Source organism: Sphingobium sp. S6 (genome assembly GCF_905120495.1).
Lineage (GTDB): Bacteria > Pseudomonadota > Alphaproteobacteria > Sphingomonadales > Sphingomonadaceae > Sphingobium > Sphingobium agri.
This window is the reverse complement of sequence record NZ_CAJHOG010000002.1, coordinates 328,648-343,518: the sequence shown is the minus strand read 5'-3', so window position 1 is coordinate 343,518 and position 14,871 is coordinate 328,648. Positions and strand designations below refer to the sequence as shown.

The window sequence follows — 14,871 nt, the reverse complement described above, 5'->3', positions numbered from 1 at the left end:
GTCAGGCTACCTCTCTTATCAGGACAAAGGCTTCGGCGGCCCGTCGGCTGACGCAACTGCCGCGCACCTGCGCCAATGCGCGCAGGGTTTCGAAGGATCGTTCGTTGGGAAAAGGACGGACCTGCGACTCAAAGCAGCCGAAGGCTTCGATCTTCCGCTCGAGATGCTCGCTGATGTCGACAAAGACATGCGGCTGAAAGGCAGGCGTCAGATAGGGCGCCGCCCAATTGGTTTCCGATACCGTTTCATAAGCCAGGATGCGCGCGGGATAATGCGTTCCCACCGGACGCGCCGCGACCATCGCCGCTTCAAATATCAGGCCGTGGTCAAAATGCAGATCGGCGGGGAAGGGGACGAACAGCGTGTCGGGGCGGCTTTCCGCCACGAGGGCGGCGATGCCCTCGTTCAACGCCGCGCGGGGAACGCGATCCAGCGCCGCCGCTTCGAAATCCAGCATGTGCGTCCGCGCGACGCCCAGCACCGCATGGGCCCTCTTGGCCTCGGCCTGCACCCGCTCCACCTGCGCCGCATCGAAGCGCGGCGGCTTGCCCCGTGTCGCGACGATCACCTCGACATGGCGGCCCGTCGCGGCAAGCCGCGCGATCGTCCCGCCGCAGCCGAGCACTTCGTCGTCGGGATGAGGGGCGATCACCATCGCGCGCTGAATGGTCTCGATCATCGTCATGCCGCCTTTGCCCGCCCCAATATGGCGTGGTTGGGCAGGGGCGCTTCCCGCGCTGTCTGCCAGCGCAGCACATGCAATCCCTGATCATCCCCGCAGCGCACGATGAAGCCTTGGTCCAAGCGCTCCACAATCTGTCCCGGCATGGCTGCGCCATGATGGCGCAGCGGCACCAGCGCCGCCTCTTCGATGACTATCTTCTCGCCCGCATAACTCGTCCATGCGCCCGGATAGGGATGACCGCAGGCCCTGACGCTACGCCAGATGGCCGATCCCGGCGCTGACCAGTCGATCAGCGCATCTTCGGGCCGCCTGCGCGCGGCATAAGTGGCGCATCGTTCATCCTGGATCGTGAGCGTCGGCGATCCGCTTGCAATATCCTCCAGCACGGGCGGCAGCATCGCCTCCAGCGCGGCCATATGCTTGGCGTAGAGCGTGGCGGCGGTCTCGTCGGGCGCCAGATGGAAATAGCGCTGGCCAAGCAGCGGCCCGCTATCGACGCCCGCGTCGATCAGGAACAACGACGAGGCGGAAATCGGTTCATCCAGCAGGATCGTCCAAGGGATGACGGCCCGTCCCCGAAGACGCGGCAGCGGCGCGGGGTGATAGCCGACCACGCCTCTTTTCGCGGTGGCCCGGAATTCTTCGCCGCAAATCTGCGACCAGCCGATGACGAAGATGTAATCGGGCGCAAGATCGCGGATCGCCTGCAATGCGGCGTCGGAATTGATATTGGCGGTGCGCACCATCCGCGCACCCGCCTTTTCTGCCTCTCCCGTAAGATCGACGAAATCCGAATGACGGTGGGACATATCCGATGGCAGCGTGAAGACCGCTGCCAGATCCCACTGCCGGGACGCGCCCAGGCAGGTAACGGCGACCCGCGTGCTTTCAACCGCGCCGACGACTATGGCCTTCATGCGCCCTCCTGATCGATGACGGGTTGAAGCGTTCGCCGCATAAGGCCACGCCGGCTGTGCGAATGAGGATTATGAGGTCGAGCCGAAAAGAGCGGTTCGCGATATACCAGAGGTCCAGCGCGAACTTGTCCTGCTCGCCGAGCAAGGCGTTGCCGTTGACCTGCGCCCAACCCGTGAGGCCAGGGGTGACTTCGCACCGCCGCCGCCCAGCTTCTCCGGCTTCCTCTATGGTCGCAGGCAGCAAGGGGCGGGGCCCGATCAGGCTCATGGCGCCGGTCAGGATATTCCAAAGCTGCGGCAGTTCGTCCATACGCGAGCGGCGGAGAAAGCGGCCAAGCCGGGTCATCCGCATCCTGTCGGGCAGCAAATGTCCTTGCGCATCGCGCGCGTCTGTCATCGTCCGGAACTTGATGAGTTCGAACCGCCGTCTTCCCTTCGTGACGCGGACCTGCCGGAACAGCACAGGATCGCCATCGGTCAGCTTTATGGCGGTGGCGATGACAGCCATGACGGGCAGCGCCAGCGGCAGGGCGGCGGCCGCCACCAGCATGTCGATCAGGCGCCTGACGGCCATCAGGATTCCCCGGCGAGCATCGGCGCGCTGGCCCTCGCCCTACGGGGCTGCTCGGCAGGGGCCTTGTTCATCTCCATTGTCGAAAGCAGCAGTGCATTCACCATCTCGACCGAATAGCGCTCTTCGACCGTCTCGCGCGCGGCCGAGCCCAGTCTGCCTGCCAGATCGGGCTGGGCGCATATCCGCATCATTGCATCGGCGAGGGCGCCTGCATCGCGCGGTGCGACGGTGAAGCCGTTCAGTCCTTCCCTGATCGGTTCCCGGCATCCCGGCATGTCGGTCGTGATTACGCCGCGGCCCACGGCCATCGCTTCCAATATCGTGCGCGGCAGGCCCTCCCGATACCAGCTCGGCAGCACGAAGATGCTGGCTTGCTCCAGATAGGGGCGGACGTCGCGCGTTTCGCCCAGATATTCTATGACGCCTTCGTCCTGCCATTGCGCGACCGTCTCCCGCGAAACGGCGGCCGGATTTTCATCGAGCGGCCCCAGCAATTGCAGCCGCGCATCCGGGAAGCGCGCCCGCACGATCCTGGCCGCCTCGACATATTCGATCAGACCCTTGTTCCGCAGCAGCCGGGCGATCATCAGGAAGACAGGCGGCCCCGGCGGCACCGGAGCCTGTGCATAATGCGAAAGGTCGACGCCCGACCCTGGCACCTGGATCACCCGGTTCGTCCGGCGCAGTATCTTGTGCCGCATCATCTCGCCGCGGTCGTCGCTGTTGAAGACGAACACCGCTTTCGCCTTGCCCAGGGCCTGCCGGTAGAGGATCGAAACGATGCGGCGCACATGGGGCAGCAGGCGCGATTCGCCATCGCTGAAGACATGGCCGAGGCCGCTCACCATGGCGTAGAAGCGGATCGATGGGAAAAACCGGCTCGCGATGCCGCCATAGATGATCGGCTTTTGGGTATAGGCGAGCACCGCGTCCGGCCGGTTGTCCCGGAAGCAGCGGATCAGCCATATCAGCGTGCCAAGATCGGCGAACGGGTTCATGCCCGCGCGCGCCATCGGCATGGGCAGATAGGTTGCGCCCATTGCCGCCAGCTTTTCCTCTATTTCAGGATCGCGGCCCGGTGCGCAGACGACGACCTCATGTCCGTTCCCGATCATCGCGGCGATCAGCCGTCCACGGAAGTTGATCAGCGAATAGGCGAGGCTGGCGATAACGATGATTTTCATGCGGTCCCGCATTAGCTCCCGAACGGCCGCGCTCCAGGCGGCGACGGCAGGCCTAACCATAGGATAAAGCTGCCAGAATGCGCCGCACCATTTCGCCACCTATACTTGAGGCCAGCTGGCCCGGCTCCACCCATCCTTTCGGGTGAGAAAAAGGGATCGGGAGCCGATTTCTGCCCAAAGGGATAGGGGACGCTAACCCTATTCGGATCGTACCGATGCTCTACTGCCTCGCGCCTGCAACCCGCCTATCTCAAGGTCATGACTGATCGACAGCCAAGCTTCGTCGTGATCGGCGCCATGAAGGGTGCAACCACATGGATCGCCCATCAGCTCCGCAATCACCCCCAATTATGGCTCCCCGGGGCGGAACCGCATTATTTCAGTTCGGAATATGATCGTGGCCCGGCATGGTATGCCTCGCTCTTCGACGCTGCTCCGGCGGACCGGATCATCGGGGAAAAGTCGGCGGATTATCTGGCACATCCATTAGCGGCGGAGCGCATGGCTGCCATGATCCCCAGCGCACGGCTGATCGTTCAGCTGCGCGACCCCGTGCAGCGGGCTTACTCCGACTATTGCATGTTGTTCCGCCGTGGCTGGGTCAGTGGCGATCCGGCGAAATATCTGAAGGGCGCCAATCCCGAACAATCCCGCTTTTTGTCGGGCGGCCTTTACGGCGCGCATCTGCGCCGCTTCCTGCAACATTACCAGCGCGATCAGATTCAGGTGATCCTCTACGAATCGGTGCGGGAGATGCCGGAGCAGGTCATAGCCGACGTGTGCACCCACATCGGCGTGCCGGTGCATATCGCACCCGAAGAGGTTGCCAGCCGGAAGAATGACAGCGCCAGCCCCATGTTGCCGCTGCCACTGCGCCGTGTCTTGCAGCCGATGCGCCCGATGCTCGATCCGCTTCGGGCCAACCGTCATTTGGCAAAACTGCGCGCGTCGCTGGCAGCGCCCGTGCGCTACCCGCCCTTGACCGACGAACTGCAGCAGATGCTCCGGGACTTTTACCGGGACGATATCCTGCTCCTGCAGGACATTCTTCAAATGGACTTGCGCCATTGGATGGCTGGGCGGCAGCCGTCGAAGGGCCCGCATGCCATGGCCGCGAGATGAGGCAGGCCGTGCAGGATATGACGGACGGAATAGTCCGGAAAAGTGTGCTGCTGGAGAATGACCTTGCCGTAACGTGTAACCGAAGTTGAAATGAGGTGCGCTGATGCCGGGTTTCAGGGTGGGCCGCCCTTGGCTGTTGAACCTCTATGTTCATCGGCTGCCACACTTCCGGGGGAAGTGGCGGCTTTTGTCGTTTTTTGCTGAGCTGCTGAACGGCACTCCGGTCCGGTCGAGCTACGGCGATGTTTGCCTGGCCTTCGATGGGCGGGATCGCACCCATCTGCTCGGCGTGACCGGACGCTACGGCGTGCGTGTGTCCAATGAGGTGGAACGTCTTCGACCGGGCGACTGCTTCATCGACGTGGGGGCCAATTGCGGTATCTTCACCCTGCTGGCGGCCAAGCGCGTGGGTCCGGACGGGCTCGTCGTCGCCTTCGAACCCTGTTTTTCCACCTTTGCCAAATTGGTGCGGAACATCGGGCTGAACGCCTTTGGCAATGTGCTGCCGCTCAACATGGCTCTGGCCGATCTCACCCGCCCTGACCTGCTCGACAATAGCGCCGTTGGCCATTCCGGCCGTTTCTCCATCGCGCATGAGCCGGTCGAAGCGGCCGAACGGGTCATGACATTGGCAATCAGCGACTTTCCGGGGCTGATGAAGCTGATCGGCGATCGATCCATCACCGTGAAGATCGATGTGGAGGGATTTGAATATGCCGTGCTGCAGGGATTGCAGCCGATCCTGGCCCTGCCGCAAACCTGCGGCGCGATCGTCGAGGTCGACGATCACAACCTCGGCCGCTACGGCAATGAAGCAAGCGATGTCTTCGGCCTGCTCGAGCGTCACGGCTTTACCCGCATCAACCCCGGCGACGGGGGCGGGCATTTCGATGCGGTATTCCGTCGCCCGGACGCGGCTGCATCGAAGCCCGGAGCTTCTGTGACGCCGCCGTCATCGCGCCAGCCCGTTGCCGCGCCCAAACGCCGATTTAGCGCAAGCCGACTGGCGCGCGCTGCCGCTATCATGCTGGTCATTGGTGGCGGCTGGTTTTTCGTTGGAAAGGGCTTGCCCGTCGAGCGGGTCGAGGCGGAAGAATATTTCATACAGGAAGCTTTGCAGTCCCATGAAGTCGCGGAAATGCGGGCGGCCCTGCGCCGTTCACCGCCGACGGTGTTCAACGTCGGTGAGGTGGGATCATCCGCTCGGATCGCCTTGCCCGTGCTGCCTCATGGATGGCGCGTCACCGATGTGCAGCTTTTTCCCTCCGACAGCGGCCCCAGCCTCCAGATGACGATCAGCGACAAGGCCAGCCGTCCCGTCTCTCTCTTCGCCGTCCGAGACGATGATGTCGCGCCCGCCAAACCGGCGGTGCTGACCCGCGACGGCAAGACGGTCGCCTATTGGCAGGAGGGGGAACTGGCCTATGCCCTTGTTGCCCAGAAAAGGCAGCCGGCCGAACTCGACCGCCTGGCCGAAGACATTGCCGACAATGTAACCTCTTGAAGGTGGCGCGGGAACCAAAAGCAGCGGCGCGCTAATGTAGGTTGGCGCTGCCCCTGCGACCTGTCATGCCAGGCCGACGTTCTTGCTGTTCCCTATTTTCTGGAGAGCAGCATGTCGTTTCGTCACGATCATTTGCCCTTTTCCCTGACTATATGCGCCGGGCTTTTCCTGTCCGCATGCAGCCCCGCCGCCCAGAATGAGAGCGGCCGCGTACCAGGCGGCACGGACCAGCAGGATGCGATCAACGCCGCGAACGAGAGCGGCGCTTCGAACACTATGCCGGGCATCGGCGCGCCGGGCACGGGCGGGCAGGGGACGCAGCCATGATCCGCCCCGCATCGCTGTTGCTGGGGAGCGCGGCCCTTCTCCTCCTTGCCGCCTGCGACCAGACGAGCGGCGTCGCCGGAGACACCCAAGTCGCCAATGGCTCCGCCACCGTCGCCAAACAGTATGAGGGGCCTAAGCCCGAAGGGGTCTCCAGCCCCAATGACGCGGTCACCACCACCTTCTACATCCCACAAGCCGCGATCAGCGACATGTATGAGATCGAGGCCAGCGAAATGGCCCTCGTTCGCGCGAAGGCGCCGGAGGTGAAGGCCTTCGCCAGGATGATGATCGACGATCACAAGAAGACGAGCGCCGCGCTCAAGCAGTTCGTCGCCGATAACCCGGTCAATATCGCGATACCTGCCCATATGGATGCGCGCCGCCAGGCGATGCTTTCGAACCTGAAGGGCGCAAGCGACGCCGAGTTCGATGCCCAATATGTGGGCCAGCAATCCGCCGCGCATCAGGAAGCGTTCAACCTGCACGGCAGCTACGCCAACCGCGGCGACTATCCCGCGCTCAAGAAACTGGCCCAATCGACCGTCAAACTGATCGAGCATCATCGCGAGCAGGTCACCGCTCTCGACAAGAAGTTCAGCACCGCTGCCGGAGCACCCTGACGGGAAACAGCGCGGCCCTTTTTAGAATTCGGGCGTGACGGGCCGCGCCTCTTCCTGGGTCAGTGGTCCTTCAAGGCCATTCCCGGTCCGCATACGCGTGACGATGTTCCATGTCGCGATGAACAGCGCCGCGATCACCGGCCCGATCACGATGCCGTTGAACCCGAACATGTCGATGCCGCCCAAGGTGGTGATCAGCACCACATAGTCGGGGATGCGCGTATCCCGCCCGACCAATATCGGCCGCAACAGATTATCAACCAAGCCGATGACGAACAGGCCGCAGGCGACGAGGATGATTGCCTTCGCCACGGCGCCGGTCGCCAGCAGGTATAGCGCGACCGGCACCCAGACGAGCCCCGTGCCCACCGCCGGGATCAGCGAGAAACAGCCCATCAGCACGCCCCACAGCAGCGGCCCCTGTATGCCCAGCATCCAGAACACGATACCGCCGATCATGCCCTGGACGATGGCCACGACGACGCTGCCCTTGATCGTCGCGCGAATGACGATCACGAATTGCTCCATCAACGCCCGCCTGTGCGTGGTGCGCAGCGGTGCCGCCCGATCAAGCCGCGCCGCCAGCGCGGACCCGTCACGCAACAGGAAGAAGGTGAGGTAAAGCGAGACGCTCAAGGCCACGAAAAAGCTGAACGCACTCTGCCCGATCTGGAAGACCTGAGCCGCGACGGACTGAAAGCTGTTGGCGATTCCTTCGCCCAACATGGTTCGCACGGTCGCGAAATTGGTGATGCCGACCCGCTCCAGCAGTGCCGATGCCCAGTCGGGCAGGCTGGCCTGAAACGCATTGAACATCGCGGGAATGTTGATCTGCCCGGACTGCACCTTGGCGTAGAAGAGCGTTGCTTCCTGCACCAGCGCCACGCCAAGGACGATCGCCGGCAGGATGACGACCGCGACGATCAGCAACAGGGTAAGACTGGCGGCGCTGTTCGGGCGACCCGGCATCTGCCGCAACAGGTTCTGGTTGATCGGCGCGAACAATATGGCCGCGATCACGCCCCACAGGATCGCCGCGAAAAATGGTTCGATCACCAAGGCGAACGCCACCGACACCAGCAGCACGAAGCCCAGGAAAACGCCATCTTCGATACGAACATTCTGCGGCTGGTCGATCATTCACCGGCTTTGGCAGAAATGGGGGGCAAAAGTCCATCGCTGGGCCGCGCGAGCCTCTGTTGCGCCGCCACAAACATCGGCTGTGTCAAAAAGGTCGCAGTGACGCCAATTTTGTCCAGGCGATTGAATCCGCGCCCATGAAGCTTAAGAGCCTTAAAGGACAACCATCGGAAAGCAGGACATGGCAAAACCCGAATCCTGGCGGCTGAGCCCGGAAGCATACAGCTTCATCACCAGCATGGACACGCGCTTCCAGGATATCGACACGATGGGCCACATCAACAATGTGGCTATCTCGGGTATCTTCGAAACCGCCCGCATCCGCTTCCACCATCATCTCGGCCGCCATCCGCAGGAGCAGGGCGTCCGCTGGCTGGTCGCCGCCGTGTCGCTGAACTTCGTCGAAGAATCGCACTTCCCTTATCCGTTCGAAGTCCATTGCGGCATCGGCCATATCGGCCGCACCAGCTGGACCGTCAGCTCCGCCGCATTCCAGAAGGGCGTCTGCGTCGCCACCTGCGACACCACCGTCGTCACCCATGGCTCCGAAGGCCGCCGCATCATCGACGCCAGCCTGCGCGAAGCCATGGAACGCAACTTCCTGCGCAAGCCCGACTGATCGGATTCTCGCCGACTCAGCGCAACCGGACCTCAACAGATAGCCGTCACCCCAGCGCAGGCTGGGGTCTCGTGATGCCAGGCCGCGCGTTCCCACCGTTCGCCCTGAGCCTGTCGAAGGGCTCTCTTCCTCTTAGAAGAAAAGGGCTTCGACAAGCTCAGCCCGAACGGGACTGGGATTTCCACATAAATAGGCGAGATGGTGAAGAGTGGAGGCCCGGATGGGTCCTGCTCCAACACAGGAATCCCGCATCTCCGCGTGAACAAACCAGCCCGGAACCCGGCGGGCGCTGATTTAACCAGCAAACCCATCCATCCGCCGCGCCCATTGAAACGCGATCACCGCTCCCTTGACCGGTTGGATCATTACTCCTGCCAGCACCATCGCCAGCCCCGGCCACAGCAGCGCCTGCATTCCCAGCGGAATGGCGAGCGCGCTATTCACCTCAATCATCAATGGCACCAATATGTGCCCCAGCAGCAGGATCACGATATAGGCCGGAAAGTCATCGGCCTGTGACACATTCCAGGCCTGCCCGCACGCACTGCACGCCGCACTTGGCTTCAGGAACCGCGCGAACATCGCGCCTTCGCCACAAGCAGGACAGCGCCCCTTCAGCCCCCTCAGCACTGCGGACCTGAGCGGGCGGACCGCCACATCGGTAGAAGGATTGTCGCTCATACGCCGTCCCTATGGCTGAGGGCCGGTCCACGCAACAAGGCTTTAAACATCCGCCGCCCTTCCTCCCGGCCAAAAGGCTGTTAAGACGGCGCGGATGCGATTGCCGGGTTCTTCCGAAGCCTTTGTCCTGTTCGACGATGCGCGAGAGCGCAATCCCGCGCCTGCGCGCCTCTATCGCGACCCTGTGGAAGTCATTTGCGCGAACAGCCTAGAGGAAGTGCAGCCTGCGCTTGATCGCCTTGCAGAAGCGGCGGAACTGGGCATGCACGCGGCAGGCTATATGAGCTATGAGGCCGGCCTTGTCTTGGAGGACCGGCTGCTTGCCCTGGCTGCTGGGCAAGGGGATCGCAAACCGGGCATGCCGCTGCTCTGGTTCGGCCTGTTCGAAGGTCACCGCTTGATCGACCCGGCACTGATGCCGCACCTGCTTCCCGATCCTGCTACCGCCACGGTCGAAGCGCCCCGTCCCCTGCTGGACGAGAAGACCTACCACGCTGCCTTCGCCCGGGTTCAGGATTATATCCGCGCAGGCGACATCTATCAGGCCAATCTGACTTTCCCTTGCTCCACCCGCTTCACCGGCGACATCATGGCGCTTTACGCTGCTATCCGCCCGCGCCAGCGCGCCGGCTATGGCGGTATCATCCGCACCGGCGCGCATAATATCCTCTCCTTTTCGCCCGAACTCTTCTTCACCAATGTGCGCGGGCAGCTGACCGCGCGGCCCATGAAGGGCACCGCCCGCCGCGCGGTCGATCCGTTGGCCGACGCGGCGCTGGCGCGCGAATTGGAGCAGGATGCCAAGCAGCGCGCCGAAAATCTCATGATCGTCGACTTGCTACGCAATGATCTGTCCCGCGTGTCGCGCGCGGGCACGGTGACGGTGCCCGACCTCTTTCATGTCGAAACCTATCCGACCGTCCACCAGATGGTCTCGACCATCCGCGCCCGGATGCTGCCCGGCCTGTCACCGATCGACATATTGCGCGTCCTCTTCCCGTGCGGGTCGATCACCGGGGCGCCCAAGGTGCGGGCGATGGAGATCATTGACGCGGTGGAGGCCTATCCCCGCGACATCTACACAGGCACCATGGGCTGGATCGATCCCAATGGAGATGCCGCCTTCAATGTTGCCATTCGCACGATTTGGGTTGAAGAAGGCAGCAGGGAAGGGCGCCTGGGATTGGGTTCGGGCATCGTCGCGGACTCGGATGCGGTATCCGAGTGGGCGGAATGTCTGGCCAAGGGGCGCTTCCTCACGACCGCAGCACAATAGGGGGCTTGAATAGTTTCGATGTCATTGGCTGACGGACGGTTTGATCTGCTCGAAACCATGGCTTTCGATCCCGTCGAGGGCATCAGGCTGCTGGAGTTGCACTTGGAACGATTGAAGGAAAGCGCTGAGGCGCTTGATTTCAGCTTCGACCGCCATGAAGTCCGCAACGAATTGCAGGCCGCGACCTTTCGCCTGCGCGAACGCAGCCGCCTTCGCCTCCTTGTCTCGCGGCGCGGCTCGATCGCGATAGAGGTGCGCGAACATCGCACTTGGCCACAGGCCATCATGCATGTGGCTATCGTTCCCCGCCAGAGCTCCTCCAACGACCTGCGCCTGATCCACAAGACGACGGATCGCAGCGTCTACCGCGATGCGCTGAAGCGGGGGGGCACCTATGAAGTGCTGATGACGGACGAGGATGGCTTCCTTACCGAAGGCTGCTTCTCCTCGATCTTCGTCGAACGGGGCGACAAGCTGGTGACGCCGCCGCTTTCGCGCGGACTGCTCCCCGGCGTCCTGCGCCGTAGCCTCATCGAAATGGGCGAAGCGATCGAACACGACCTGCGCCCCAGCGACCTTGCCCACGGCTTCTTCATCGGCAACGCCGCCAGAGGCATGGTCGCCGCGTCGCTGGTCAAATAACGCCGTCATCTCAGCGAAAGCTGGGATCTCAGGTTAGGTTTACGGCCCCTCGCCAGATTCCAGCTTTCGCTGGTATGACGAAGAGGATGAAGCCACCCCATCCCAACTGGCGGTTGCCCACCGCGTGATAGCGCACTAAGGAGCCTCGCGTCCGCCCGGGCGGATTCACTATCCATCAGAAAGAGTGTCACGATGAGCCAGACTTCCGCTGCCCTCGGTCGCATCCAGCCCTCCGCCACCCTGGCGATGAGCGCGCGCGTGAATGCCCTTAAAGCCGATGGCGTCGATGTCATTGGTCTCTCGGCGGGCGAACCCGATTTCGACACGCCCGACTTCGTCAAGGAAGCGGGCATCGCCGCCATCCGCAAGAACCTGACCCGCTATACCGACGTCGATGGCACCGCCGACCTCAAGGACGCCGTTGCCTTCAAGTTCAAGCGCGACAATGGCCTTGACTATAAGCGCAGCCAGATCAGCGTGAACTCGGGCGGCAAGCACACCCTGTTCAACGCGCTGGTCGCGACCGTCGATGTGGGCGATGAGGTCATCATCCCCGCGCCCTATTGGGTAAGCTATCCTGACATCGTGAACTTCGCGGGCGGCACCCCCGTGTTCGTCGAAGGCCCCGCGAGCCAGGGCTACAAGATCACCGCCGCGCAGCTGGACGCCGCGATCACCCCGCGCACCAAGTGGCTGATCCTGAACTCGCCGTCCAACCCTTCGGGTGCGGCCTATTCGGCTAGCGAGCTAAAGGATCTGGGCGAAGTGCTGCGTCGCCATCCGCACGTCTTGATCATGACGGACGACATGTATGAGCATGTCTGGTACGCGCCGACCCCCTTCGCGACCATCGCGCAGGTCTGCCCTGACCTCTATGAGCGCACCCTGACGGTGAACGGCTGTTCCAAGGCCTTCTCGATGACCGGCTGGCGCATCGGTTTCGCCGGTGGTCCCGAATGGATCATCAAGGCTATGGGCAAGCTCCAGTCACAGTCCACGTCGAACCCCTGCTCGATCAGCCAGGCGGCCGCCGTCGCCGCGCTGACCGGCGATCAGGACTTCCTGGAAGAGCGCAACGCCGCCTTCAAGAAGCGCCGGGACATGGTCGTGTCGATGCTGAACGACGCGCCGGGTCTCGACTGCCCGACGCCCGAAGGCGCTTTCTACGTCTATCCCGACGCCAGCGGCGTGATCGGCAAGACCACGCCCAAGGGCCAGCTGATCGACAGCGACGAAACGCTGATCGGCTATTTCCTCGACGAAGCGCGCGTGGCTGCGGTTCACGGCGCCGCCTTCGGCCTCTCGCCCGCCTTCCGCATCAGCTATGCGACGTCGGAAGAGGTGCTGGCCAAAGCATGCAAGCGCATCCAGGAAGCCTGCGCCGCACTCAAGTAAGCTGATCATCCCTCCCCATTCCAAACATGGGGAGGGACCGTTCTCTTTTTTGAAAAAATCGGACCTGCGTCCGAAACAGTCTCTTGCAGCCAGAACCCGGCCGCCTATATCGCGTTTCAACTCGAAACTGATTGGTCGACCTTGTTCACCAAAGGCTAACCCGCCTGCTGCTATCCCCCTCCGCCCAGGCAAAGATAGAAAGGAAGAAAGCCATGCTGACATTCCTGAAGTCGGACCTCTTCCTGCGATTCCTCGGCGGCTTCGCAATCGGCTCCGCTGGCCTGTTCGCCTTTCACGTAGCCGAGCCTCCTGCGCTGACCACCCCCGCCATGGCCGCGCCCGAAAGCGCTCCGCAGGCGACCGAACATGCGGCGCGTTAACGCCTTTCTCCTCGTCTTCTCGGCGGCCATCGCCGTTGCCTCTCCCCTGCGCGCCGAGCGCCCGGTGTTCGCTCCCGCGCCCGCGATAGACGCTCCAGCGACGCGCAGGCTCGAAACCGCTGTCTTCGCTGGCGGCTGCTTCTGGGGCGTGGAGGGCGTCTTCTCCCACATCAAGGGGGTGCGCCTCGTCACCTCCGGGTTCGCCGGTGGCCCTGCCAAACTCAAGGTCGATTATGACCGCGTCAGCCAGGGCGACACAGGGTTCGCCGAAGCCGTCCGCGTCACCTATGATCCGCGTCAGGTGAGCTACGGCACCTTGCTGCGCGTCTTCTTCTCGGTCATCGCCGATCCCACCACGCTCAATTATCAGGGCCCCGATCGCGGCACCCAATATCGCAGCGCGCTCTTTCCGCTGACGCCCGGCCAGGACAAGGCGGCCCGCGCCTATCTCGCGCAATTGGGCAAGGCAGGCCTGTGGCGCGACCCGATCGTGACGAAGGTGGAACGGTTCACCGGCTTCCAGTCCGCTGACGCCTATCACCAGGATTTCCTGACCCGCAACCCGCGGCATCCTTATATCAAACGGTGGGACATGCCCAAGCTCGCCGCGTTCAAGGCGATGTACCCCAGCCTCTACAGCGCCCGCCCTTCAGCCTGAGAAAGGAAAGCGACATGACCGAGATCCAAGGCCTGAAACTCCTGTCGACCTTGGATGCGGATGGTCGCTTGATCGTGGAACTTGCCGAGGAGAGGCTCCCACCTCCGCAGGCGGACGAAGTGCTGGTCCGTGTCGAGGCCGCGCCCATCAACCCGTCCGACCTCGCGCTGCTCTTCGCGTCTGCCGACCTGGAAAACGCCGCATATAGCGAAGGCCGCATCGTCGCACGCATGCCCGACGCCGCGCGCCGCGCGCTTGCAGGGCGGGTCGGTCAGCCAATGACGATCGGCAATGAAGGCGCCGGCACCGTCATCGCCGCTGGCGATTCGCCCGAAGCACAGGCCCTGCTGGGCAAGCGCGTCGCCCTGATCAGCGGCAGCATGTTCGCGCAATATCGCACCGTGAATGCCCGCGCCTGCATGGTCTTGCCCGACGACGTGACGGCGGAGCAGGGCGCGTCCGCCTTCGTCAATCCCATGACCGCGCTGGGCTTTGTCGAAACGATGAAGCGGGAAGGGCACACGGCGATCGTTCATACCGCCGCGGCCTCCAACCTTGGCCAGATGCTGGTGCGCATCGCCCAGGAAGATGGCATTCCGCTGGTGAACATCGTGCGCAACGATGCTCAAGTGGCTATCCTCAAGGATATCGGCGCCGAACATGTGCTCAACAGTTCGGAAGAAGGGTTCGCCGCTCAACTGGAAGCCGCCGTCGCCGCAACTGGCGCGACCATCGCCTTCGACGCGATCGGTGGCGGCCATCTCGTCAGCCAGATCCTGCACGCCATGGAACAGGTTGCCAGCAAGGACGCCCCGTACAGCCGCTATGGCTCTGACAGTCCTAAACAAGCCTATATTTACGGCGCACTCGACCTTTCGCCCACCATCCTGACGCGGAGCTTCGGCTTTGGCTGGTCTGTCGGTGGCTGGCTGCTCTTCCCCTTCCTGCAAAGCGCCGGGCCGGAAACGATCGAACGGATGAAGCAGCGCGTGATGGACAATATCACGACCACCTTCGCCAGCCACTATAAGGGCCATATTTCACTGTCCGAAGCGCTCAGCCGCGATGCGGTGCTCACCTACAATGCCCGGCGCACTGGCGAAAAATATCTGGTCGTTCCAAACTGACCTGAAACGCGAAAATTCAG

The 14,871-nt window shown here is 63.0% G+C and carries 17 protein-coding genes; 11 read left to right on the top strand and 6 right to left on the bottom strand.

The genetic code is table 11. The features are described 5' to 3' along the window. Nucleotide 1: 1 nt before the first annotated feature. The 4 genes from SPHS8_RS08815 to SPHS8_RS08800 are packed head-to-tail and all read right to left on the bottom strand — an operon-like array spanning nucleotide 2 to nucleotide 3,360. A complete protein-coding gene (locus SPHS8_RS08815; protein WP_236575044.1) occupies nucleotides 2–679 on the bottom strand; it encodes a PIG-L deacetylase family protein in 678 nt (225 codons plus the stop codon). Nucleotides 680–681: 2 nt separating this feature from the next. After that, on the bottom strand, nucleotides 682–1,602 hold the full coding sequence (locus SPHS8_RS08810; protein WP_201515187.1) for a methionyl-tRNA formyltransferase: 921 nt from the start codon (nucleotides 1,600–1,602) through the stop codon (nucleotides 682–684). Beyond that, nucleotides 1,574–2,176 carry a sugar transferase gene (locus tag SPHS8_RS08805; RefSeq protein WP_201515185.1) on the bottom strand — a complete coding sequence of 201 codons (603 nt, stop codon included), beginning with the start codon at nucleotides 2,174–2,176 and terminating at the stop codon, nucleotides 1,574–1,576. The genes SPHS8_RS08810 and SPHS8_RS08805 overlap by 29 nt, the downstream gene beginning before the upstream one ends. Continuing rightward, on the bottom strand, nucleotides 2,176–3,360 hold the full coding sequence (locus SPHS8_RS08800; RefSeq protein WP_201515183.1) for a glycosyltransferase family 4 protein: 1,185 nt from the start codon (nucleotides 3,358–3,360) through the stop codon (nucleotides 2,176–2,178). The genes SPHS8_RS08805 and SPHS8_RS08800 overlap by 1 nt, the downstream gene beginning before the upstream one ends. 258 nt (nucleotides 3,361–3,618) lie before the next feature. Here SPHS8_RS08800 and SPHS8_RS08795 point away from each other — a divergent pair, with 258 nt between their 5' ends. From SPHS8_RS08795 to SPHS8_RS08780, 4 genes are all read left to right on the top strand, one after another. Continuing rightward, the gene (locus SPHS8_RS08795; RefSeq protein WP_097090787.1) at nucleotides 3,619–4,482 is read left to right on the top strand and encodes a sulfotransferase family protein; all 864 of its coding nucleotides are present in this window, start codon (nucleotides 3,619–3,621) and stop codon (nucleotides 4,480–4,482) included. A 187-nt stretch (nucleotides 4,483–4,669) separates the two neighbouring features. After that, nucleotides 4,670–5,986 carry an FkbM family methyltransferase gene (locus tag SPHS8_RS08790; protein ID WP_201515181.1) on the top strand — a complete coding sequence of 439 codons (1,317 nt, stop codon included), beginning with the start codon at nucleotides 4,670–4,672 and terminating at the stop codon, nucleotides 5,984–5,986. A 111-nt stretch (nucleotides 5,987–6,097) separates the two neighbouring features. After that, the gene (locus SPHS8_RS08785; protein ID WP_201515179.1) at nucleotides 6,098–6,313 is read left to right on the top strand and encodes a hypothetical protein; all 216 of its coding nucleotides are present in this window, start codon (nucleotides 6,098–6,100) and stop codon (nucleotides 6,311–6,313) included. Then, complete coding sequence (locus tag SPHS8_RS08780; RefSeq protein ID WP_201515177.1) at nucleotides 6,310–6,933, top strand: DUF4142 domain-containing protein; 624 nt, start codon at nucleotides 6,310–6,312, stop codon at nucleotides 6,931–6,933. The genes SPHS8_RS08785 and SPHS8_RS08780 overlap by 4 nt, the downstream gene beginning before the upstream one ends. 21 nt (nucleotides 6,934–6,954) lie before the next feature. On the opposite strand, the gene SPHS8_RS08775 is transcribed toward SPHS8_RS08780, so the two are convergent. After that, nucleotides 6,955–8,073 (bottom strand): AI-2E family transporter, encoded by a 1,119-nt coding sequence (locus SPHS8_RS08775; RefSeq protein WP_097090791.1) that lies wholly within the window; start codon nucleotides 8,071–8,073, stop codon nucleotides 6,955–6,957. A gap of 181 nt (nucleotides 8,074–8,254) precedes the next feature. Here SPHS8_RS08775 and SPHS8_RS08770 point away from each other — a divergent pair, with 181 nt between their 5' ends. Next, nucleotides 8,255–8,692, top strand: a complete 438-nt coding sequence (locus SPHS8_RS08770; RefSeq protein WP_097090792.1) for an acyl-CoA thioesterase — start codon at nucleotides 8,255–8,257, stop codon at nucleotides 8,690–8,692. Between the two features lie 294 nt (nucleotides 8,693–8,986). Here SPHS8_RS08770 and SPHS8_RS08765 read toward each other — a convergent pair whose 3' ends face one another. Further along, complete coding sequence (locus SPHS8_RS08765; protein WP_201515175.1) at nucleotides 8,987–9,373, bottom strand: DUF983 domain-containing protein; 387 nt, start codon at nucleotides 9,371–9,373, stop codon at nucleotides 8,987–8,989. Between the two features lie 94 nt (nucleotides 9,374–9,467). On the opposite strand from SPHS8_RS08765, the gene pabB reads away from it, so the two are divergent. From pabB to SPHS8_RS08740, 6 genes are all read left to right on the top strand, one after another. After that, nucleotides 9,468–10,649, top strand: coding sequence for an aminodeoxychorismate synthase component I (gene pabB, locus SPHS8_RS20410; RefSeq protein ID WP_201531045.1), 1,182 nt, complete (start codon nucleotides 9,468–9,470; stop codon nucleotides 10,647–10,649). An 18-nt stretch (nucleotides 10,650–10,667) separates the two neighbouring features. Further along, nucleotides 10,668–11,291 carry an aminotransferase class IV gene (locus tag SPHS8_RS20405; protein WP_201531047.1) on the top strand — a complete coding sequence of 208 codons (624 nt, stop codon included), beginning with the start codon at nucleotides 10,668–10,670 and terminating at the stop codon, nucleotides 11,289–11,291. 192 nt (nucleotides 11,292–11,483) lie between these two features. Then, nucleotides 11,484–12,686 (top strand): pyridoxal phosphate-dependent aminotransferase, encoded by a 1,203-nt coding sequence (locus SPHS8_RS08755; protein WP_201515173.1) that lies wholly within the window; start codon nucleotides 11,484–11,486, stop codon nucleotides 12,684–12,686. A 212-nt stretch (nucleotides 12,687–12,898) separates the two neighbouring features. Further along, nucleotides 12,899–13,066 (top strand): hypothetical protein, encoded by a 168-nt coding sequence (locus SPHS8_RS08750; RefSeq protein ID WP_201515171.1) that lies wholly within the window; start codon nucleotides 12,899–12,901, stop codon nucleotides 13,064–13,066. Beyond that, nucleotides 13,053–13,724, top strand: coding sequence for a peptide-methionine (S)-S-oxide reductase MsrA (gene msrA, locus SPHS8_RS08745; protein ID WP_201515170.1), 672 nt, complete (start codon nucleotides 13,053–13,055; stop codon nucleotides 13,722–13,724). Before SPHS8_RS08750 ends, msrA begins: the two co-directional genes overlap by 14 nt. Nucleotides 13,725–13,738: 14 nt before the next feature. Then, a complete protein-coding gene (locus SPHS8_RS08740) occupies nucleotides 13,739–14,851 on the top strand; it encodes a zinc-binding dehydrogenase (protein WP_201515168.1) in 1,113 nt (370 codons plus the stop codon). The last annotated feature ends 20 nt before the right edge of the window (nucleotides 14,852–14,871 follow it).